The organism is Neobacillus driksii, from assembly GCF_013409995.1.
GTDB classification, from domain to species: Bacteria; Bacillota; Bacilli; order Bacillales; family Cytobacillaceae; genus Neobacillus; species Neobacillus driksii.
Window position 1 is genome coordinate 140,957 of the sequence record NZ_JACCBX010000004.1, and the last position, 20,944, is coordinate 161,900.

Consider the following 20,944-nt stretch of genomic DNA (forward strand, 5'->3'; position numbering starts at 1 on the left):
ATGAATAAAATTCATGCGTCATTTTTATACTTAAAAGAAATCATAAAAAAACGGCTTGGAATCTGGGAGAAGTTTTTCTAATACAGCTATATCTGATTCTGGACCTTTTAGGAGCCCTACTTCGAATAATTCAGCAGGACGTTTATAACCGAATATTAACGCGGTCAATGAATTAATATCCATCCGAACGCCTCGTTGCGGAGGCTGTACGCAATTACTTCCAGCCTTTTCTTTATAAATCTTAACTTCTCCATTTGAAATTAAATAACTTCCAATGTTCCAAGGGGCAAATTCATCCTCTAGATGAATGAAAACCTTATCGTTCACATCATTAAACTTATATTTTTGTAAACATTGCTCTGCGTCAACAATTCGTGCCATAAAATATGGTGTGAGCTCTGTCTTTACTTTTGGCTGATGCAGGATAAATGGCAATAGCTCATGATTAGAAGTTAGAATGCAGACGTTGTCAACCATTGAGTCATGCTGGCAAATAAAATTCCACAATCCAGTTCTAGCTTCATTATTTAACACTGTAAACTCTTGTACGTCCATTTTTCGGTCTTTTACTTCAAATAAGATATAGCCCTTTGCTTCACCACTCTTATCGTAGTAAACTGCAATCTGACTATCACCATATATACTATTCTTCCACCACGTTAAATCACGTACAAGCATACCCATATAATTTTTACTAAACTGAGTATAAACCGATTCAATGTCATCGTGATGACTCTCTTTTTGAAACCGTTTAATAGATCCTGGCTGATTTTCTAGAAACTTAAGATCCTTTTTCTCTATAAGAAGCTTCTTGTTCTCGGTAAATACTTCCCAACCAAATTTACGATAAAACCCAATATCAAAGGGATGCAGCAGTGAAACAATTTGCTCTTCTATGCGCATTTTTTCTAATGCTTCAATGATTATCGTTTTCACATAACCATTTCTTCTGAATTCTGGATATGTTGCTACCCCGGCAACACCGCCCATTTTCCATTCTTGGTCATTCATATATATATGGAATGGGATAATATGAAGCTTGGCTGCAAGATTATCATCCTCCCAAACTCCTATTACTCTATGGCGTTTTAACATTTCAATTCTTTGTGCGATGCTGTCTTCGGGTATTTTATATTGAAATGCATACATTGAAAGCTTCATTGATTCAGTATAATCTTTTTCAGTAAGTTCTCTAACTTCCATTCCCATCACTCCCCTTCTAAATTATTTCTATTAATGAATAAAAATTCCCTTTATAAAAATAAAAAAAAGTGCCTATTAAGACACTTTAGAACCCAAGAATTGCTTTTATAACGGAGGTTGTTTCTCCACCGTGAAAAAAGACATATAACAATAAGTATACTGCAACACCTGTGATTGCTGTAAAAAACCAAATAACACTTGTAATCGGTCCTAGTTTCCTATGTTTGGTTAAGTTATTTTTATAGCCAGTATAGAGTGTGACAATACCAAAAACAGCACCAGTAGTTGCTAAGAAGATATGGAAAACTAAAAAGATAGTGTAGTAAATCTTTAGATGGTCCGGACCGCCAAATGCAGTATTTCCTATAAAAATCGTCCTTGAAGCATAAATGATAAAGAAGATAAGTGCAAATATAGCCGCAGTAAACATCGTCTTCTTGTGTGCCTCTATTTTCCTTTGTTTAATTTGCCACCAGCCAATTGCAACCGTAATGGCACTTAAAACAATAAAGCTGGTACTAATCGTTGGTAATATTGGTAGGGAATTCATGGCATTAGCCTCACTTTTTATATATTCTACAATAATTTTAGTTGAGTTATCCCTTTTTTTCAATAAAAAGAAATCTCCCAGTAATATGGGAGATTATTCAATAACAGAGGGCTTTAAAGTCTGCTTTAATTCTTTTTCACTGTCAGCTTGATCTTTACGGTACCATTCAAAGAAAACATGTGCCAATATAATGCCATAGACAATTTCCTGAATGATTTTCATTAGTACACCACCAAGCTGTTGATCGTGTATTAAGGACATAGAACTAAATAATTCAGGTCCACTAATGTTTAAGCCAGCAAATGTAGCTGGTCCAACACAAAGACTCATCACCTGAGCCCATACTGCAGGATCAGAGTAGGTTGCATAAATAGAACCCGGAGCAAAAATAATTAACGCACAGGCAGGGGTAATTAATATACCGTCCGCAAAGATATAACCAACCTTTTTTAATCCACTTAATCTTTGATGCTCAGGAACAGGGTTTATTAACGGCCACCACATGAAAATTGCAACGATAAATAAGAGAATTGAATATCCCGCATGAAACCAACCGTTTTGCATGACACGGTCAAAGATCATTGGAATATGATAAAAAGAAAACAATCCATTAAAAATGATTAATGCTATAAGTGGTTTTGTGAAAAACGTAAACAAAGAATGAATTAATCTTACATTGAAGAGCTTTCTCCAAATCCAGACTGGGATACCAAAAATAAATATTGGCGGTATTACAAGCACTAATACTGCCATTGAAATCATATGGACGTAAAACATTAAATGAGCCATCAAATCCAACGGAGAGCCCTTAATTGCATAAATAAGTGAAATCGAGAGCAAAAATAACCCAGCCTGTTTTTTAGTCAATGGTTCACTATCAACAAATTTGCTGCGAAATGTAACTGTAATTAAAAAATATACAGCTATAACAGCTAGTAAAATTAATAGGAAGTACGGGCTCCAAAGTGCTTTAAAGCCAAAAATATCTAATGTAAGCACCGCATATCACCTCTAAATAGTAGTCAAATCCTGATTCTATTATAAACATAAGCAAATTAAAGAAGCAAAGAAATGAATTATTTCCCTATAAAAAGAAAATCGGCATAAGCCGATTTTCTTAAAATTATTACCACCAGATAATTGTTGAGAAAGCCAAAATGGTTACAGCGCCAACAAGTACTCCTGAATAGAGAAACATTGAAGGTGCTTCATGGCCTTTATGGCTCATATGCATGAAGTAATAAAGCTGAAAAATTACTTGTACTACAGCCAAAAGAAGTATAAACGGCACGATAAACCAAGCCGAAAACCCTTTAATTGCGACTGCTGCAAAAGCAATCAATGTTAAGAAAATCATTAAGGCAAAGGAAACCACATGATGTCTCATTTCTTCAGCACTTTTCTTGCGGCGATATTCAATGTCAACTCTTGGGTTACCTGAATTTAATTGTGAATTTGCCATCAGTTTATCCCACCATCCCCATTAAATATACTACTGTAAAGATGAATACCCAAACTACGTCAATGAAATGCCAATAAAGACTTGCAACGTAAAATTTAGGAGCATTGTAAAGGTCCAAACCTCGTTTTGCATTCCGAACAATTAAAGTAGTGATCCATAAAAGACCGAATGCAACGTGACCTCCGTGGAAGCCAACTAATGTGTAGAAAGCAGAACCAAACGCACTACTAGTAAACGTATGATGAAACTCATGAACATAATGGTTGAACTCATATATCTCTAATACAAGGAAAGCCGCACCCAAAAGCAGGGTAATCACTAACCAAAGGTTCATTTTTTTTGCATTAAAGTTTTTCATATGATACATCGCATAAACACTTGTTAATGAACTTGTTAATAGCAGCATGGTAGCTACAAATGTCAGTGGCAGTTCGAATAGATCCTTGGCTAAATGATGTGTTGAATCAGGTACTTTATCCTTTAAAGCAAGATAGGTAGCAAAGAGAGAGGCAAATAGCACAGTCTCTCCACCTAAGAAGAACCAAAAGCCTAAAAATTTATTTTTTGCTTCAAGGGTTGATTTTTCAGGCTCAGCAGGCCATGTTTCATATGTTAATTTTTCTTCTGCGTGCATTATGCCTTAACCCCCTTATCATTATCATCTTCCATTAATTCTTCTTTATGAATATGGAAACCATGGTCATCCTTAACAGAACGTAAGAACATCGCTCCAAAGGTAATCAATAAACCAATGATTATCACTGGTACTGACCATGCCTTGTCATCCATATTAAATAATGCACCAAATGCTGCTACAAATAATCCAAAAGCAATCACAAATGGAAGGAATGAAGCATTCGGCATATGAATATCACCTAGAGGTTCAGCAGGAGTCATACCTTTTTTGCCTTCCATCTTTTCTAACCAGTATGCATCTAAACCACGTACAAGTGGAAGCTGTTTAAAGTTATAGAATGGCGGTGGTGAAGGAAGTGACCACTCAAGTGTTCTTCCATCTCCCCATGGATCATTACCAACACGTTCATTTTTCACAGAAGTCATAATAACATTGTAAAGAAGAACAATTACACCTAATGACATAAATACTGCACCTAGAGAACTAATCAAGTTAGATGTTTCAAATCCTTGACCCGGAAGGTATGTGAATACACGACGAGGCATACCCCACAGACCTAAGAAATGCTGGATAAAGAATGTCATATGGAAACCAATAAAGAATAACCAGAAAGTGATTTTTCCTAATGTTTCATTTAACATTGTTCCAAACATTTTGGGCCAGTAAAGGTGAGTTCCTGCTAAGATAGCAAATACTACACCACCAACGATAACGTAATGGAAGTGAGCTACTACGAAATACGTATCATGGTATTGGTAGTCAGCTGCAGCTGCTGCAAGCATAACCCCTGTTACCCCACCGGCAACGAATGAAGGAATGAAGGCTACAGCATAATGCATTGGAGTTGTAAACTTAACACTACCGCCCCACATTGTTAATAACCAGTTGAAGATTTTAATACCCGTTGGTACACCAATTGCCATTGTTGCAACAGCAAAAATTGCATTTGCAACTGGTCCAAGTCCAGTAGTGAACATGTGGTGCGCCCAAACCATGAAGCCTAAGAAACCGATTAAAACTGTAGCGAATACCATTGAAGAGTATCCGAATAGACGCTTTCTTGAGAACATTGCAAAGATTTCCGAGAAAATACCAAATGCAGGGAGTACTAATATATATACTTCTGGGTGTCCGAATATCCAGAATAAATGCTCCCAGATTACCGTGTTTCCACCCATAGATGCTTCAAAGAAATTCGATCCAAACATGCGGTCAAACATCATTAAGACTAGACCAACAGTTAATGGAGGGAATGCAAATAAAATAAGTGCTGAAGTAACAAAAGTCGACCAAGTAAATAATGGCATCCTCATATAGGTCATTCCTGGTGCACGCATGTTAATTATAGTTACAAGGAAGTTTATACCACCGATAAGGGTACCTATACCTGAAATCTGTAATCCCAATACATAGAAATCAACCCCATGACCTTTGGAGGCCATTGCAAGGGATGCATAAGATGTCCAACCGGCATCAGGTGCACCGTCAAAGAACCATGAAAGGTTTAAGAATACTCCTCCGAAGAAGAATAACCAAAATCCTAATGCATTTACGAATGGAAATGCCACGTCTCGAGCCCCGATTTGCAAGGGCATAACAGCATTCATAAAAGCAAAAACAAGCGGCATTGCTGCAAGAAATATCATTGTTGTTCCATGCATTGTTATTATTTCATTAAATAAACCGGCACTTACAAAATCATTATTAGGTACTGCAAGCTGGATGCGGATAAATACTGCCTCAAGTCCGCCTACTACAAAGAAGAATCCACCTGCAATAAGATATAGGATGGCAATCTTTTTATGGTCAACTGTTGTTAGATAGTCCCATAAAGTCGCGCCAAATCCCTTTTTTTGTGCGTAGGTACTCACAATTTTACCTCCCTTTCTACCAATTCCCCTATTATTCCTGAACTTTTAATCCCATTAAATATTCCGTTAAAGCGTCAAGCTGATCTTCACTTAATTCTGGATATTTACCTGTCATTAAGTTTCCTGGCTTATATTTTTCTGGAGTACGTATCCAATTTTTTAATTCTTCCTCGTTATGGTCTAATACACCTGCAATACGAGAGCGCTCTCCAAAGTTGGATAAGTTCGGTGCTAACCTTGCTTCTGGAGGAGTTGCATTTGTTGGCGTAACAGCATGACAGCTAATACAGCTTTTATTGAAAATTTCTTGTCCTTCTTGGGCAAGAGCTGTGTCCGCTTTAGCAGGTTCTTTAACATCCTTCATATTTGCTACCCAGTTATCGAAGTCATCGCGGTCCATTGTTTTAACTTTAAAGTCCATTAAAGCATGTGATGGTCCACAAAGCTCAGCACACTTACCGTAGAATAAATCACCAGCTTCTTCAGCCTTAGCACTATCAAACTCCAACCAGAATTTATTCACATTCTCGGTATTCGTATCAAGCTTTCCTCCTACCGCTGGAATCCAGAAAGAGTGTTTAACATCAGAAGAAATTAAATTAAAATATACCTTCTCATCAGTTGGAACGACCAAATCTTGACTGGTCACAATTTTTTGACCAGGATATTCAAATTCCCACCAATATAAATTTGAACGTACGTTGATAACAAGAGCATCAGAATCTTTTTTATCCATTGGTGATACATCTGCTAATTTAAATGTAGCAGAAACCGTTGGAACTGCTAAAAGCAAAAGTAATAAAATAGGTATAGTAGTCCAAATAATTTCTAGTTTATGACTTCCTTCTACCTGTTTTGGTATTTTTTCATCTTTACGTCTGAATTTAATCAAAACAATAAAGAAGATTACCATTACAACTAAAATAACCCCTACCATAATCAATGTACTTAGTTTCATCAGATCATATTGAATGTCTGCAACTTCACCAGCAGGCCTTAATGTCGATAGGAACGGTTCGCCACATCCTGATAGGATAAGCGAAAGAATCGCAAATACCGAAATTAAGCGCCATTTTGCAAGCCTTTTCATAGCTAAATCATACCCCTCTTTCGCTAAATGATTTCTTTAGATTATCTGTGATCAAAAATGTATGTAGTATAATTCCTTCTTAATGTTAAAACAAACACGGAGGCAAAAAGATTTCTAATGCCCCCATATTTATTTAATTCATTAGGAATATTTATATTCCCCTTAATTAAGAAAGAACATCCCGGCTAAATCAATGTTACTATGACCATTGCGACAAAAATAATAGTTAAATATTGCAATGAGTACACAAACATTAGTTTTGCCCACTTAATATCATCTTTGATCTTATATCCATAAATCCCTAATACAAGCCAACCGATATTTAATACAGTTGCCAAAATTAGAAATGGGATTCCTAATGAAGTAAGTAATAAGGGTGTTGGCAGTAATGCTGCTACCCATACTAGGATGTGTTTCTTAGTCGTTTTAAACCCCTTCACCACTGGAAGCATTGGGATGCCAGCAGCGCGATATTCCTCTACCCTTCTCATAGCAAGAGCATAAAAATGAGGAGGCTGCCAAATAAACATAATAATAAACAATGACCATGCAATAATATCAAGATTTCCATCTACTGCAGCCCAGCCGATTAAAGGTGGTACTGCTCCAGAAATACTACCTATAATAGTATTTGATACCAATTGTCGTTTTGACCACATAGAGTACAGGACAACATAACTAAAAACCCCAAGCAGCCCAATCACTGTTGCAGTTACAGTAGTAAACAATAGAAAAATTGTACCTATAGCAATAAGGAGTATACCCAATCCAAGTACCTTTGAAGGAACTATTTTCCCCGTAACCGTAGGTCTTGATTTTGTTCTTTCCATTAACGGGTCAATATCACGATCAATATAATTATTTATACTACATGAACCCGCAATGATGAGGGAGGAACCTATAACGGTAAATAAAACTATATCTAAGTTGTTTAGGAAACTTTGACCGCTAAAGTGGAGCGCGAGCCATATGCCTGTAAAAGTAGTAATAAGATTTGAATTTACAATCCCAATTTTTATGAGTGCCATAAAGTCTTTCCACATGGTGGTTTCCATTTGTGGATTAAGTCCAGTAGAGCCATTTTCAATCGTCGCTTCACCAAATGCCTTTGAATTTGGCATCTTTCCCCCTCCTAAAATGTTCTAATTATTATTATAAACCCGATAGATAACTTTACCAAATTATAATAGTTATTTAAAAGCTATTATTATTTTATAATATTGTTATTTAAGGAACACTTTCTCTGTATATTAAATCACACTTTGGTGTATTTTTGTGAATTTTTTTTGAATAATTTTTGTCTAAATTGTGTCCACCTATATTTTATACCCATTATACTATATATTAGAATCTTTAGATAATAAAATACACTATAATTTAAGCAAAATCTAAATATTTTCTTTGTGTTATAGACAACATATGCAAATTTAAAGATTGTTATATATAAGTTCAATTTAGCCTACTTTATATTACTAACAGACCCTTCTTTTTTTAGCAATAGTTTTCACTATAATAATAGTGAAAATCTAAAGTTATCTATAAGGATAATTTTTTTAAAAGTTATGCAAAAATTTCAGTTTTAATTCTGTTCTTTTTCCTACGTTTTCGTTATGATAAATAAGTACTTTTATCACTACCTATTCCAAATCATTATATTTACAAAATATTGATAAAAACGTTTAAACTTTTAGTTAAGAAGGTGATTTTTTGCAACGGTCTTTAAAGTGGTTAGCTGTGGCAACTACTATTGGAATGATATTGGTTCTACTCGGGGGAGCCCTAGTAACAAAAACAGAGTCCGGTATGGGGTGCGGGAGATCTTGGCCTTTATGTAACGGTGAGTTCGTGCCAACGGATATAACTCCCGAGTTAGTAATCGAACTTGCTCACAGACTGGTGTCTGGTTCAGTTGGTTTTTTGGTATTGGCTTTATCTATTTGGTCTTGGAAAGTAATTGGGCACATCAGGGAAACGAAATTCCTATCTTTTCTTTCGTTTTTCTTTTTATTGTTACAAGGATTGATTGGAGCAGCAGCGGTAATTTGGGAACAGTCTGATTTTATCCTCGCCCTTCACTTTGGTATTTCACTCATTTCCTTTGCAGCTGTATTTTTACTTACTTTATTAATCTTTGAAATTGATAAAAAGTTTGAGGCTGATAAACTCATTATCGATAAAAGAATGGGCTTCCATATTATCTCTATTTCCATTTATAGTTACTTTGTCATTTATACAGGTGCATTAGTACGTCATACACAATCGAGCTTGATATGCCGTGATTGGCCATTATGTATCAACGACAGTCCAGCCCTCCCAAGTAATCTTTATGAGTGGGTACAGATGGGACATCGCGCCGCGGCAGCTGGCATCTTCATTTGGATCGCATATGTAACTTACTTAGCAATAAAAAAGTATCGCCAGCAAAAAGTTATCTATTGGGGTTGGGTCAGTGCATTTACACTAGTATCCCTTCAAGTTTTATCGGGAGCTGTTATTATTTTTTCCCGGTTAAATCTTTACATCGCATTGTTGCATGCTCTATTTATTACTTGTTTATTCGGTGTGCTAAGCTATTTTCTCTTATTACTCTCACGATCACGTAAGAATCAATAGAATGAAAAAAAGTTGCCAGATTTTATCTTGGCAACTTTTTTTATTTCATCATTTATCTAGTTCGAGCAATAAATCCCCGGTTTGAATAGCATCTTCATTTTTTATATGAATTTCCTTAACTACTCCAGAATATGGTGCTTGGACTGTTGTTTCCATTTTCATAGCTTCGGTAATCAATAGATGATCCCCTCGTTCTACTCTTTCCCCTTTTTCCACTAATACCTTGACAACCGTACCAGGCATGGTAGCGGAAATATGTGTTTCATTTTTAGGATTTGCTTTTACTCTAGTTAATACCGCAGCTTTAATACTTTCATCCTTAATATTAACCTCACGGGGCTGACCATTAAGTTCAAAATACACCACTCGTGTACCATCCGCCTGTGGCTGACCAATTGAAACAAGTTTAACGATAAGTGTTTTACCTGTTTCAATTTCTACTTCAATTTCTTCACCAAGTCTTAGACCATAAAGGAAAGTAGGGGTATCTAGAAAGGATAAATTTCCATATAGCTCAACAGTATTTAAATACTCTTTATAAACCTTTGGATACAGTGCATAGGAAATCAAATCAATATCAGAGATATTTCGCCCTATCTCTTTCCCTAATTCATCCTTTAAGTCTGAAAAATTAATTTCTGGAAGTAATTCACCTGGACGAACCTCCAAAGGTTTTTTTCCCTTTAATATGACGTTCTGAAGTCTTTCTGGGAATCCTTGGTGCGGCTGACCGAGATATCCTTGAAACAATTCAACTACCGAATCTGGAAAATCAATCGAGTCTCCTTTAGTAAGGACATCATCTTCGGATAGATTATTTTGAACCATGAAGAGTGCCATATCGCCGACAACCTTAGACGACGGAGTAACCTTTACGATATCCCCAAACATGTGATTGACTCTAGTATACATTTTCTTAACTTCATCCCACTGCTCACCGAGCCCAACACCCTTGGCTTGCTGCTGAAGATTACTGTATTGTCCACCTGGCATCTCATGCTGGTATACCTCAGAATGTGGTGCAACCATTCCACTTTCAAAATCGTGATAATATTTTCGGACATCCTCCCAATAATTTGAAAGCTGTTCTAGGGCCTCAATATTTACATTCGGTTTCCTATCCTTACCTTCTAATGCATAATAAAGTGAATTTGCACTTGGCTGAGAAGTTAGCCCTGCCATCGTACTTAATGCTGTATCGACGATATCTACTCCGCCGTCAATGGCGCGTGCATACGTGTAGATTCCATTCCCGCTTGTATCATGGGTATGAAGATGAATCGGAATATCTATCGTTTCTTTTAATTCAGAAATTAGTCGATAGGCTGCTTCAGGTTTTAGCAAACCCGCCATATCTTTAATCCCTAAAATATGTGCCCCTTGATTCTGAAGTTCTTTTGCAAGTGTTTTATAATAGTTCAAATTATATTTCTCTCTTGTTTCGTCCAGAATATCACCAGTATAACAAATTGCAGCTTCTGCGAGCTTTCCACTATCCCGGACAGCTTCAATCGCAATTTCCATTCCCGGCACCCAGTTTAAACTGTCAAAAACCCTGAATACATCAATACCCTCCTCCGCAGACTTTCTTACAAATTCACGGATAAGATTGTCAGGATAATTTTTATATCCAACGGCATTGGAACCACGGATTAACATTTGAAACAGAACATTCGGAACTTTTTCGCGAAGCATCTGTAATCTTTCCCATGGATCTTCTTTTAAGAAGCGATAGGCTACGTCAAATGTAGCTCCTCCCCACATCTCAAAGGAAAAAAGATTAGGTAATAACTTTGCAGTAGGTTCAGCTATATGCAAAATGTCTGTTGATCTTACCCTGGTTGCTAATAACGACTGATGTGCATCTCGGAAGGTAGTGTCCGTTAATAGAACATTTTTTTGTTCCTTTAGCCATTGAACAAGACCTTCAGCGCCATTTTGGTCCAGTATTTGTTTCGTTCCATTCTGGTACGGAAAATCATATTTCAATTTAGGAATACGCGGTTTAGAAAAAACGGGCCTTTTCTTTTTTTCAATTCCCGGAAACCCGTTCACAGTAACGTTTCCAATATACGATAACATTTTAGTCCCACGGTCTTTACTAGCTGGAAATACGAATAATTCTGGAGTTGAGTCAATAAACGATGTATCATATTCCCCTCTTCTAAACTTTTCATGTCTAACTACATTCTCTAGAAAAGGAATATTGGTTTTGATTCCACGTATTCTAAACTCCCTAAGGTTCCTTACCATTTTTGATGCCGCTTGTTCAAAGGTTAATGCCCATGTAGAAAGCTTCACAAGCAATGAATCATAATAGGGTGTGATGACTGCACCTTGGTATCCATTCCCTGCATCCAATCGAACTCCGAAGCCTCCTCCAGAGCGATAAGCCATAATTTTCCCGGTATCAGGCATAAAGTTATTTAGTGGATCTTCTGTTGTAACACGCGACTGAATGGCAAAACCGTTAATACGAATCTCTTCCTGTGGAGGAATTCCGACAATCGGGCTGTGTAACTCTTGACCTTCAGCAACTAAGATTTGCGTATGTACAATATCAATTCCTGTTACCATTTCCGTTACAGTGTGTTCAACCTGAATCCTTGGATTTACTTCGATGAAATAAAAATCCTCACCCGAAACAAGAAATTCAACTGTTCCTGCATTTAAGTAAGCTACATTCTTCATTAACTTAACCGCGGCAGCACAAATCTTCTCTCGTAACGAGTCTGAAATTGATACACTTGGGGCAACTTCCACTACCTTTTGATGACGTCGCTGTACAGAACAATCACGGTCATACAAATGGACAATGTTACCATTTTTATCTCCAAATATTTGAACCTCTATATGTTTTGGTTTTTCGATTAATTTTTCCAGGTATACCTCATCACTGCCAAATGCTGCTTTTGCTTCTGATCTAGCGCGGTCAAATGCTTCTTGCATTTCCTCTCGATTTCTGACAATACGCATTCCTCGTCCGCCGCCGCCTAGGGCTGCTTTTATAATAATCGGAAAACCATGATTATCAGTAAAATCCACAACTTCCTGTATTGTTTCTACAGGGCCATCGCTGCCTGGTATTACCGGTATATTTGCTAATTCTGCTTGTTTTCTTGCCTTAACCTTATCACCGAACATATCGAGGTGAATGGAGGTTGGACCGATAAAAATAATTCCTTCTTCTTCACAGCGTCTGGCAAAATGAATGTTTTCAGATAAAAAGCCGTATCCTGGATGGATGGCATTTGCACCGCTGGATTTTGCAATTTCAATGATTCCATCAATGTCTAAGTATGCATCAATCGGTTTCTTTCCTTCACCAACTAGATATGCCTCATCCGCTTTATAACGATGGTACGCACCCGTGTCTTCCCTGGAATAAATTGCAACGGTTTGGATATTTAATTCGGTACAGGCCCGAAAAACACGAATGGCAATTTCTCCCCTGTTTGCAACTAACACTTTGTTGATTTGTCTAGTCAATCTAAGCACCTCATTCTTTCTCTCTTTTTTATATAAAAGCGCAGGGATGAATTTTCCCCGCGCTATGTTCGAAATTGATATACATTTCCCTCTTGGTGGTTACTTGTTTTTTCTGGGTGCTTATGTTTATATTTATTTTCATATTTAACAAACATAGAAACATTGACTAAAATACCAGCAGCTATTGCTAATTGTAAGAGTGAAGATCCGCCATAGCTTACAAATGGTAATGGGACACCTGTTAGAGGCATAACCCCAGAAACCCCCGCAAGATTGATAAATGACTGAATTCCAATCATACTCGATATTCCAATCGCTAATAAACTGCCAAATGGATCCTTACATCTTAATCCCAAGTAGATTCCACGTAAAACAATATATCCTAAAGTAAGTATAACGAAGCTGACTCCCCAAACTCCTAATTCTTCTGCAATAACTGCCATAATAAAATCTGTATGTGATTCTGGTAAATACCCTAACTTCTGGACACTCTTTCCTAAACCTAACCCATTTACACCGCCTGAGCCAATCGCAATATATGAGTTTGCTAGATGGAACCCAGAATCAAGTTCGTCCTTGAACGGATTATTTAAAACTTCAAAACGCTCCAAACGTTTCTCGGAAAATATTTCGTCCTGCAGTACTAAAATAACAGGAGAAAGGAGAATCATTCCAAGCATGACTAATTTGGTAATCGTTTTGATATTCATCCCTGATGAGATAATAATGGTACCTGCAATCAGTCCAATAATAAGTGCTGTACCAAAGTCTGGTTGAAAGGCAATTAATCCAAGGACAATCACCAGGTAGGCTAATGGCGGCAGTACACCGTGATTAAATTTATTAATGTAAGCCTGCTTCTTCGCATAAACGGCTGACAAATAAATGATAATAGATATTTTTACAAATTCAGCCGGCTGAATACTAATAAAGCCAAAATCATACCAACTTTGAGCATTTCCTCTAACTTGTCCAAATAGAAATAGACCTAAAAGACCTATGATAGAGAACCCCACCATCGGGAGTAAAAATTTGGTACTTTTCATAATTTTATAAGGAAATAAGGCAATAAATATAAAAATCAGTGCAGAAACAATTAGATAAAGCTTTTGTTTTTGATAAAAATAATCACTTTCTACACCATATCGTTGAACTGCCGATGCCATACTGGCGCTATAAACCATCACTAATCCGAATAAAGACAAAAGAACGATCGCGATGATTAATGAATAATCATAGGATTTCAATATTTTTTTTAACATCTAATAACTTCCTCGTTTTTTAAATTGTCGTTATTGCTATTATAATAGAAAATGGAACAATTGGGTTGAGGAAAAGTTACATTACTCGAATATTTTATATGGAAATATTCTGAATATAATAACAGTTAATAAAAAACTCAAACAACACATCATCATTGTTTGAGTTTTTTTAGCTATTTTCTAATGGATGCTTCATGAAGCGCAGATAATTCTCTTTCTAATTTATCTAGTATCGCTTTACCATCCTTGACTTCAATTAAGCCTAATCTAACCGCAAATTCTATCTCTCTAGATAAACCAAACATTTGCGTATCCAATACCTCTTCATAAAGCGGGCATTGAGGCATCGTGAGATTTTCCATTTGCACTTTAATAAGCTTTAATATTTTTTCAGCGTCTGCCTGTAACAAGGCATAGGCTTTTTCCTGATGATTCACAATCATTTCAGACGCCAACATTGATCCCCCCATTCAGAGCGATAACCCAACTTATCTATAAATTTTACCTTTTACCACTGAAAAATGCAAGAACAATAACTGGCTGAGTCCTTTGTAATCATTTTACTTATATGACATTCCATTTATTTCACGGTATACTTTAATAGAAATGAACTGGAGGAATGAAAGATGGAAAACATACTTATACTATCTGGTCAGGTAAAATATACTATAACACTCGATCCCACAGTTTGGATTTTTGATGATCGAAAGGTTGATTTGACTACATACTTCTCAACCACTTCAACTCCCTCTAACGATCTTGAGGAATATACTAAATCAGTTTCTAAACATTGGGACCGTGAAATCATAGAAGGTGCTGTCTACCCGCCAACCTTAAAAACTGAGAAGAAATTTGAGAAAGAAAAAGTATTAACTGGAAGTTTTGGCATCCCATTTGAACCTTTTTTAGAGAATGCGGAACCAAAAGATAATGCTACTACTTTAATCATAAAAACAACAGCTTCAGAACATGAGATATCTCTTGATCGTGCAAAAGAGCTTATTCTTGGTTTTTCAGAAGTTGGAAAGCCCCTTTCAAAAGATGGACCTGTCCATGTTTACTTCGGAGATGGTTCTAACCAACAACATCCAATAAAAAATGTAAGAGAATTTATCATTAAATAATAAACAACGGGTGCCAATTTGGTACCCGTTTGTACATTTTTTCTATTATACCTCTTGCTGTTTACAACAAATCTGCTGCCAGCCTTGCTAATCCAGATCGCTCTCCTTTTAGTAATTTAACATGTCCAGAAATAATTTGATCTTTAAATCGTTCGACCACATAGGTTAACCCATTATTGTAAGCGTCAAGATAGGGATGATCAATTTGTTCCGGGTCGCCCATTAAGACAATTTTACTGCCCTCACCTACACGCGTTAGGATTGTTTTTACTTCATGTTTGGTCAAATTTTGTGCTTCATCAATGATAATAAATTGTTTTGGCAGACTCCTTCCCCTTATATAGGTTAATGCCTCTACCTCTATTGACCCCATCCCAGCAAGGATGGCGTCCAATTCGCCAGGTTTCTTAGTATTAAATAGGTATTCTAAATTATCAAATATCGGCTGCATCCATGGTCTAAGTTTTTCTTGTTTTTCCCCAGGTAAAAACCCTATATCTTTCCCAACCGGTACAATAGGCCTAGCTACTAATAGCTTTTTAAACTCTCTAAAGTCTTCAGTTTGCATCAATCCTGATGCTAGAGCTAAAAGCGTTTTACCAGTACCCGCTTTACCTATTAATGTTACTAACGGTATATCCTTTCGTAGTAATAACTCTATTGCCATCGTTTGCTGTACATTTCTTGGATGTATTCCCCAAACATGTTCCTGATTAATCGCAAGTTTCTTTACCTTAAGCTTTGTTTTATCAACCATTCCTAATGCCGAGGCAGATCCGCCTAGAGCATCTTTCATGATTAAGAATTGATTCGGATAAAACGAATATTTACCTATCTCTGATAAAGGCAGCTCCCCTTTTTCATAAAAAGTACCCATTAATTCTCCAGATAAATAAACCTCTAAAAAGCCAGTGTAAATATGGTCGAGTTCGACCACCCTGTCACTTAAAAAATCTTCTGCAGTTAATCCGATAGCATCTGCCTTTACTCTTACTAATGTATCTTTACTTACAAGGATCACAGGCTTTCCATTTTCTTTTTGTTGTTCTTCCGTTGATAAATTTTTTGCTACTGCAAGAATTCGATTGTCATTTGTTTTTTCGACAAAGATTTCCTGTAATTCATGAAAGGCACGATGATTAAGCTCAATTCTAATGGTTCCACCATTTTCAAGTGGGATTTTTTCATGAAGCTTACCCGCTGCTCGCAATTCATCAATTAATCTTGATACATGCCGGGCATTCCTGCCAATTTCATCCATGTATCTCTTCTTTGAGTCCACTTCTTCAAGGACAACTGCAGGAATGACTACTTCATTATCTTCGAATGAGAATATGGAATACGGGTCTTGTAATAAGACGTTTGTATCTAACACGTATATTTTACTCAAAGCGACGCCTCCACTTTTTCTAGTTGTGGCTTGCTCATGGTTCAAACAAACCGAATGCTAGATAGGACTTTGGTAAAATATATGTTTGTTCGAATAAAGATAGAAGGATTTCCGCACAATAAATGTAAGTTGAGTATAACAAAACTCGAGTGTTTTTCATGAATCATTTATACAACTCTGAGTGGAGGTGGAGATTTAAATGAAAAAGTTATTGATGTTTACTTGTTTTTTATTGCTTTTAGCTGCATGTAACAACAATACTAACAATGCTCAAAATAATGAGAAGCAATCATTAGTTAACGTAAAGAACACCAATATCGAAGAGGTGGACAGGAAAACGGGTCAGGAAATTTCCAAACGATTAGTCGAACTTGCTACTAGTATTCCAAATGTTCATGATGCAACTGCTGTTGTCATTGGCAGGTATGCGATTGTTGGAATCGATGTAAATTCGAAGATTGAGCGTTCACAGGTGGGCTCAATAAAATATTCAGTAGCTGAAAGTCTAAAAAAAGATCCTCATGGTGCACGTGCCATCGTAGTCGCTGATGCAGATACCAATCAACGTCTAAAAGAAATTTCGGCAGATATCGAAAAAGGAAGACCCATTCAAGGTATTATGGAAGAACTCGCTGACGTCGCTGGCAGATTAATGCCTGAAATCCCAGGAGATATGATAGATCCTAACCCTAAAAACGCTCCTGAGGAACCAAAGAAAAAGCTGCAGGAGAACGAAAAGAAAAGTTTAGAGGATAAACAGCAAGAAGAATCAAAGCATTATAAATGATAAAAGCTTAGTCGTGAGACTAAGCTTTTTTCATTGCTTCCATTACCTGTTTATCTAACCTAGCGGCTGCATTTTTGTCATACGTTTTATCATACTGTGGCTCTGTGACAATTTTTGATCCATAGAACATGACATCTCTGACCTCATGAATCCTGATTTCAATCAACGCTAGCTTTAAAGGAACGTCCTGCAGCCGCTCTTCTTTCAATACTGCTTCACCTTGTATGGAATATGTAGATTCATTCGCAATTAAATTGATCACCACTTTATTATTTTGTGTGATATTTTGGATAATTCTAGATTTACTATCTACAGCAAAATAGATTGTTTCTTCATCTTTTGCTAAAATCCAAGATATTGCACTAACATTGGGACCACCTGATTCATAATCAACTGTTGCTAATGTTACAAACCTTTCTTTTTGCAACTCATCATATAAAGGTTTAATGAGTCTTGGTTCCACTTGATTTGGCATCTTTACAACCCCTTCATTCAATTCCCAACCATATTTTTTAAAAACAGACATTCTCATAGTACTATTATCTGTTTTTTTCAGCAACTTAACCAGATTGATTTACTAGTCATCATATTTGCATGATATACTATAGTAAAAACAAAGCAAGACTAGAGAACTTGAGGTGCAATATGAGAGTTAAGTGTGTGATTTGCGACAAAATTGAATCGATAGAAGATGAATCCTTCATAGCAAAACGTCTTCGAAATCGACCAATCCATACATATATGTGTCAAGACTGCAGCAGTAGAATCTCGGAAAAAACAAAAGCAAGAATTGATACAGGTAACTTCAGATTTTATCGTGCACAGTCTGAAAAAGATGATTGGTAAGAAAAGCGGAAGCGCCTAGGCGCTGGAGCTGGACAGTAAAAAAAATTCATGCCGAGTCCGGCATGAATTTTTTTAATCTTCAAATGGAAAATTACAATATTTATCTGGCTCTTGATTGATCTGGTTAAGCATTACTTCGATGAGCTCACGAGGAAATCGAGTCTTCTTCGTTTCACCTTCATGTATATAGGATACATAATACATCACTTCATCCGTTGTTACTACAATGTCTGTTAAATGATGTTCATCCTTAATAATCTCATCAAAAAGGTCTAACGTTTCTCGTGCTGCTGTATCCTCAGGACGAGCGTCGCAAACAATCTTTATTGAAAGCCAATTATAAAGCGCATCCTGTACCGATCTCATGTTATTATCCCCCGTTACTTTGCCTCACGCTTTGCTGTTTTTTCGACTGATGCAAGCGAATTTTGTAAATGATTAATATTAATGCAGCAACCACAAGACCCTCTGTTATTGGCAGGAATATCCCCAATGCAGTGAGAATCGTACACCCTGCAGCTAAAAAGATATAAATCATTATGGATTTCCCTAGCGGTAGCTTTTGGGCAAAGCCAAGCTTATAGACCAAAATAGATAGGGCTACTATCGTAAGGTACAGCAGCCACATTCCCACTTTGGGATTTTCGGTAACATTATAGAGCGCTGGGAAAAAAGAAAGTCGATCCGCTACATTCACACGAATACCTCCCCCGAGAGATTTTAGCTTAATTCTGCAACTTTTTTCTTTTTGGCCATTCTTTCACGTTCGTTTTTATCAAGTATTTTTTTACGTAGACGAATTGATTCCGGTGTTACTTCACAGAATTCATCATCGTTTAGGTATTCTAATGACTCTTCTAGTGTCATTATTCTTGGTTTCTTAATAACGGAAGTTTGATCCTTGTTTGCAGAACGGATATTTGTTGCCTGCTTCACTTTTGTGATATTAACTGTAATGTCATTTTCACGTGTGTGCTCGCCAACGATCATACCTTCGTAGATTTCAGTTCCAGGTTCAACAAAGATTGTGCCACGGTCTTCTACTTGCATAATTCCATATGTTGAAGCTTTTCCAGACTCCATTGAAACTAGAACACCTTGACGTCTTCCTCCAACTTGTCCTTGAACCATCGGCTGATAGCTGTCAAACGTATGATTGATGATTCCATAACCGCGTGTCATGGTTAAGAACTCAGTAGTATAACCAATTAAGCCGCGTGCTGGAACATTAAAGATAAGGCGGACTTGACCCGAACCATTATTAATCATATCAATCATTTCACCTTTACGGGCACCTATTGATTCCATAACAGAACCTGTATGCTCTTCGGGTACATCAATTTGAACTCTTTCAATCGGCTCACAACGTACACCATCTATTTCTTTTACAATAACTTCTGGCTTAGAAACTTGGAGCTCATACCCTTCACGGCGCATGTTTTCAATTAAGATAGATAAATGAAGTTCACCACGGCCTGAAACGATCCATGCATCGGGAGAATCAGTATTTTCGACACGTAAGCTTACATCCGTTTGCAATTGAGCAAGAAGTCTTTCTTCAATCTTTCTAGATGTTAGATACTTACCTTCTCTGCCTGCAAATGGGCTGTTATTTACAACAAACGTCATTTGTAGTGTTGGTTCATCAATTCTTAGAATTGGTAATGCTTCTTGGTGCTCAACTGGACAAACCGTTTCACCAACATTGATATCTTCCATACCAGAAACAGCAATTAAGTCACCTGCTACTGCTTCTTGAATTTCCTGACGTTTTAAACCAAAGAAACCAAAGATTTTCGTTACACGGAATTGTTTAACGGAACCGTCTATCTTCATTAATGCCACCTGTTGCCCAACTTTCATGGTACCGCGGAAAACGCGCCCAATTCCGATTCTTCCAACATAATCATTATAGTCTAAAAGGGCAACTTGGAATTGTAATGGCTCATCGCGATTGTCAATTGGTGCTGGGATGTGTTCGACAATGGAATCATATAGACATTGCATGTTTTCGTCCTGTTTTTCAGGATCAGTGCTTGCCGTCCCATTTATTGCAGAAGCAAAGATAACTGGGAACTCAAGTTGATCTTCATTTGCATCTAGTTCAATAAACAAATCAATTACTTCATCAATTACTTCTAATGGACGAGCAAAATCACGGTCAATTTTATTAACAACAACAATTGGGGTTAAGTTTTGCTCTAATGCCTTTTTTAGTACAAAGCGAGTTTGAGGCATTGTTCCTTCATAAGCATCAACAACAAGTAATACACCATCAACCATTTTCATGATACGTTCAACTTCGCCGCCAAAATCAGCATGTCCCGGTGTATCTAAAATATTGATTCGTGTATCTTTATATTGGATTGCTGTGTTTTTAGCGAGAATCGTTATTCCACGTTCTCTTTCCAGGTCATTCGAATCCATTGCACGTTCTTCAACGTGCTCATTTGTACGAAATGTTCCTGATTGCTTTAATAATTGGTCAACCAAGGTTGTTTTGCCGTGGTCAACGTGCGCGATGATTGCTATATTGCGAATATCTTCTCTTATTTTCAAGTAATTCACTCCTGCCTATATTTCAAAAAATTTTAGCTATTTATAGTTTCCCATATACAAC

General features: G+C 36.8%; 20 protein-coding genes. 4 read left to right on the forward strand and 16 right to left on the reverse strand.

Annotated elements, in window-relative coordinates; all coding sequences use genetic code 11:
• Window positions 1-30: 30 nt before the first annotated feature.
• The 8 genes from F4694_RS09975 to cyoE form a co-directional block, all read right to left on the reverse strand.
• Window positions 31-1,203, reverse strand: coding sequence for a GNAT family N-acetyltransferase (locus F4694_RS09975; RefSeq protein WP_179597393.1), 1,173 nt, complete (start codon window positions 1,201-1,203; stop codon window positions 31-33).
• Window positions 1,204-1,288: 85 nt separating this feature from the next.
• Window positions 1,289-1,753 carry a DUF420 domain-containing protein gene (locus tag F4694_RS09980; RefSeq protein WP_179597395.1) on the reverse strand — a complete coding sequence of 155 codons (465 nt, stop codon included), beginning with the start codon at window positions 1,751-1,753 and terminating at the stop codon, window positions 1,289-1,291.
• 93 nt (window positions 1,754-1,846) lie between these two features.
• Window positions 1,847-2,752, reverse strand: coding sequence for a cytochrome c oxidase assembly factor CtaG (gene ctaG, locus F4694_RS09985; RefSeq protein ID WP_179597397.1), 906 nt, complete (start codon window positions 2,750-2,752; stop codon window positions 1,847-1,849).
• 127 nt (window positions 2,753-2,879) lie between these two features.
• A complete protein-coding gene (gene ctaF, locus F4694_RS09990; RefSeq protein WP_179597399.1) occupies window positions 2,880-3,215 on the reverse strand; it encodes a cytochrome c oxidase subunit IVB in 336 nt (111 codons plus the stop codon).
• Window positions 3,216-3,219: 4 nt separating this feature from the next.
• Window positions 3,220-3,849 (reverse strand): cytochrome (ubi)quinol oxidase subunit III, encoded by a 630-nt coding sequence (locus F4694_RS09995; protein WP_179597400.1) that lies wholly within the window; start codon window positions 3,847-3,849, stop codon window positions 3,220-3,222.
• On the reverse strand, window positions 3,849-5,723 hold the full coding sequence (ctaD, locus tag F4694_RS10000; protein WP_306072565.1) for a cytochrome c oxidase subunit I: 1,875 nt from the start codon (window positions 5,721-5,723) through the stop codon (window positions 3,849-3,851). Before ctaD ends, F4694_RS09995 begins: the two co-directional genes overlap by 1 nt.
• A gap of 31 nt (window positions 5,724-5,754) precedes the next feature.
• Window positions 5,755-6,813, reverse strand: coding sequence for a cytochrome c oxidase subunit II (gene coxB / locus F4694_RS10005; protein ID WP_179597402.1), 1,059 nt, complete (start codon window positions 6,811-6,813; stop codon window positions 5,755-5,757).
• A 185-nt stretch (window positions 6,814-6,998) separates the two neighbouring features.
• Window positions 6,999-7,934, reverse strand: coding sequence for a heme o synthase (cyoE, locus tag F4694_RS10010; RefSeq protein ID WP_179597403.1), 936 nt, complete (start codon window positions 7,932-7,934; stop codon window positions 6,999-7,001).
• 586 nt (window positions 7,935-8,520) lie between these two features.
• On the opposite strand from cyoE, the gene F4694_RS10015 reads away from it, so the two are divergent.
• Window positions 8,521-9,426, forward strand: coding sequence for a COX15/CtaA family protein (locus F4694_RS10015; RefSeq protein ID WP_179597405.1), 906 nt, complete (start codon window positions 8,521-8,523; stop codon window positions 9,424-9,426).
• Window positions 9,427-9,474: 48 nt separating this feature from the next.
• Here the strand turns inward: F4694_RS10015 and pyc are convergent, their stop codons facing one another.
• The 3 genes from pyc to F4694_RS10030 form a co-directional block, all read right to left on the reverse strand.
• A complete protein-coding gene (pyc, locus tag F4694_RS10020; RefSeq protein WP_179597407.1) occupies window positions 9,475-12,915 on the reverse strand; it encodes a pyruvate carboxylase in 3,441 nt (1,146 codons plus the stop codon).
• A gap of 62 nt (window positions 12,916-12,977) precedes the next feature.
• The gene (locus F4694_RS10025) at window positions 12,978-14,177 is read right to left on the reverse strand and encodes an FtsW/RodA/SpoVE family cell cycle protein (protein WP_179597409.1); all 1,200 of its coding nucleotides are present in this window, start codon (window positions 14,175-14,177) and stop codon (window positions 12,978-12,980) included.
• A gap of 173 nt (window positions 14,178-14,350) precedes the next feature.
• Window positions 14,351-14,632 (reverse strand): YlaN family protein, encoded by a 282-nt coding sequence (locus tag F4694_RS10030; RefSeq protein WP_063251657.1) that lies wholly within the window; start codon window positions 14,630-14,632, stop codon window positions 14,351-14,353.
• A 171-nt stretch (window positions 14,633-14,803) separates the two neighbouring features.
• Here F4694_RS10030 and F4694_RS10035 point away from each other — a divergent pair, with 171 nt between their 5' ends.
• Entirely contained in the window at window positions 14,804-15,301 is a 498-nt protein-coding gene (locus F4694_RS10035) for a peptidyl-prolyl cis-trans isomerase (protein ID WP_179597411.1), read from the forward strand.
• Between the two features lie 61 nt (window positions 15,302-15,362).
• Here the strand turns inward: F4694_RS10035 and F4694_RS10040 are convergent, their stop codons facing one another.
• Window positions 15,363-16,691 carry a PhoH family protein gene (locus F4694_RS10040; RefSeq protein WP_179597413.1) on the reverse strand — a complete coding sequence of 443 codons (1,329 nt, stop codon included), beginning with the start codon at window positions 16,689-16,691 and terminating at the stop codon, window positions 15,363-15,365.
• 199 nt (window positions 16,692-16,890) lie between these two features.
• Between F4694_RS10040 and F4694_RS10045 the strand changes: the two genes are divergently transcribed.
• Window positions 16,891-17,478, forward strand: a complete 588-nt coding sequence (locus tag F4694_RS10045) for a YhcN/YlaJ family sporulation lipoprotein (protein WP_179597414.1) — start codon at window positions 16,891-16,893, stop codon at window positions 17,476-17,478.
• A gap of 19 nt (window positions 17,479-17,497) precedes the next feature.
• Here F4694_RS10045 and F4694_RS10050 read toward each other — a convergent pair whose 3' ends face one another.
• Window positions 17,498-17,953 carry a pyridoxamine 5'-phosphate oxidase family protein gene (locus F4694_RS10050; protein ID WP_179597416.1) on the reverse strand — a complete coding sequence of 152 codons (456 nt, stop codon included), beginning with the start codon at window positions 17,951-17,953 and terminating at the stop codon, window positions 17,498-17,500.
• Between the two features lie 170 nt (window positions 17,954-18,123).
• On the opposite strand from F4694_RS10050, the gene F4694_RS10055 reads away from it, so the two are divergent.
• The gene (locus F4694_RS10055; RefSeq protein ID WP_081954315.1) at window positions 18,124-18,324 is read left to right on the forward strand and encodes a YlaI family protein; all 201 of its coding nucleotides are present in this window, start codon (window positions 18,124-18,126) and stop codon (window positions 18,322-18,324) included.
• Between the two features lie 72 nt (window positions 18,325-18,396).
• Here the strand turns inward: F4694_RS10055 and F4694_RS10060 are convergent, their stop codons facing one another.
• From F4694_RS10060 to typA, 3 genes are read right to left on the reverse strand one after another with little or no spacing between them, the layout of a single operon-like run.
• Complete coding sequence (locus F4694_RS10060; protein ID WP_179597419.1) at window positions 18,397-18,690, reverse strand: hypothetical protein; 294 nt, start codon at window positions 18,688-18,690, stop codon at window positions 18,397-18,399.
• Window positions 18,691-18,694: 4 nt separating this feature from the next.
• Window positions 18,695-19,021: a YlaH-like family protein gene (locus tag F4694_RS10065; protein WP_179597420.1), complete on the reverse strand. Its 327-nt coding sequence runs from the start codon at window positions 19,019-19,021 to the stop codon at window positions 18,695-18,697.
• Window positions 19,022-19,044: 23 nt separating this feature from the next.
• Window positions 19,045-20,883 carry a translational GTPase TypA gene (gene typA / locus F4694_RS10070; RefSeq protein ID WP_179597422.1) on the reverse strand — a complete coding sequence of 613 codons (1,839 nt, stop codon included), beginning with the start codon at window positions 20,881-20,883 and terminating at the stop codon, window positions 19,045-19,047.
• Window positions 20,884-20,944 lie beyond the last annotated feature (61 nt).

Excerpts from the sequence above, each read along its gene's own strand:
- F4694_RS09975 (WP_179597393.1), bottom strand. The coding sequence starts at position 1,203 with ATGGAAGTTAGAGAACTTACTGAAAAAGATTATACTGAATCAATGAAG.
- F4694_RS09980 (WP_179597395.1), bottom strand. The coding sequence starts at position 1,753 with ATGAATTCCCTACCAATATTACCAACGATTAGTACCAGCTTTATTGTT.
- ctaF (WP_179597399.1), bottom strand. The coding sequence starts at position 3,215 with ATGGCAAATTCACAATTAAATTCAGGTAACCCAAGAGTTGACATTGAA.
- F4694_RS09995 (WP_179597400.1), bottom strand. The coding sequence starts at position 3,849 with ATGCACGCAGAAGAAAAATTAACATATGAAACATGGCCTGCTGAGCCT.
- coxB (WP_179597402.1), bottom strand. The coding sequence starts at position 6,813 with ATGAAAAGGCTTGCAAAATGGCGCTTAATTTCGGTATTTGCGATTCTT.
- cyoE (WP_179597403.1), bottom strand. The coding sequence starts at position 7,934 with ATGCCAAATTCAAAGGCATTTGGTGAAGCGACGATTGAAAATGGCTCT.
- F4694_RS10025 (WP_179597409.1), bottom strand. The coding sequence starts at position 14,177 with ATGTTAAAAAAAATATTGAAATCCTATGATTATTCATTAATCATCGCG.
- F4694_RS10035 (WP_179597411.1), top strand. The coding sequence starts at position 14,804 with ATGGAAAACATACTTATACTATCTGGTCAGGTAAAATATACTATAACA.
- F4694_RS10045 (WP_179597414.1), top strand. The coding sequence starts at position 16,891 with ATGAAAAAGTTATTGATGTTTACTTGTTTTTTATTGCTTTTAGCTGCA.
- F4694_RS10050 (WP_179597416.1), bottom strand. The coding sequence starts at position 17,953 with ATGCCAAATCAAGTGGAACCAAGACTCATTAAACCTTTATATGATGAG.
- F4694_RS10055 (WP_081954315.1), top strand. The coding sequence starts at position 18,124 with ATGAGAGTTAAGTGTGTGATTTGCGACAAAATTGAATCGATAGAAGAT.
- F4694_RS10060 (WP_179597419.1), bottom strand. The coding sequence starts at position 18,690 with ATGAGATCGGTACAGGATGCGCTTTATAATTGGCTTTCAATAAAGATT.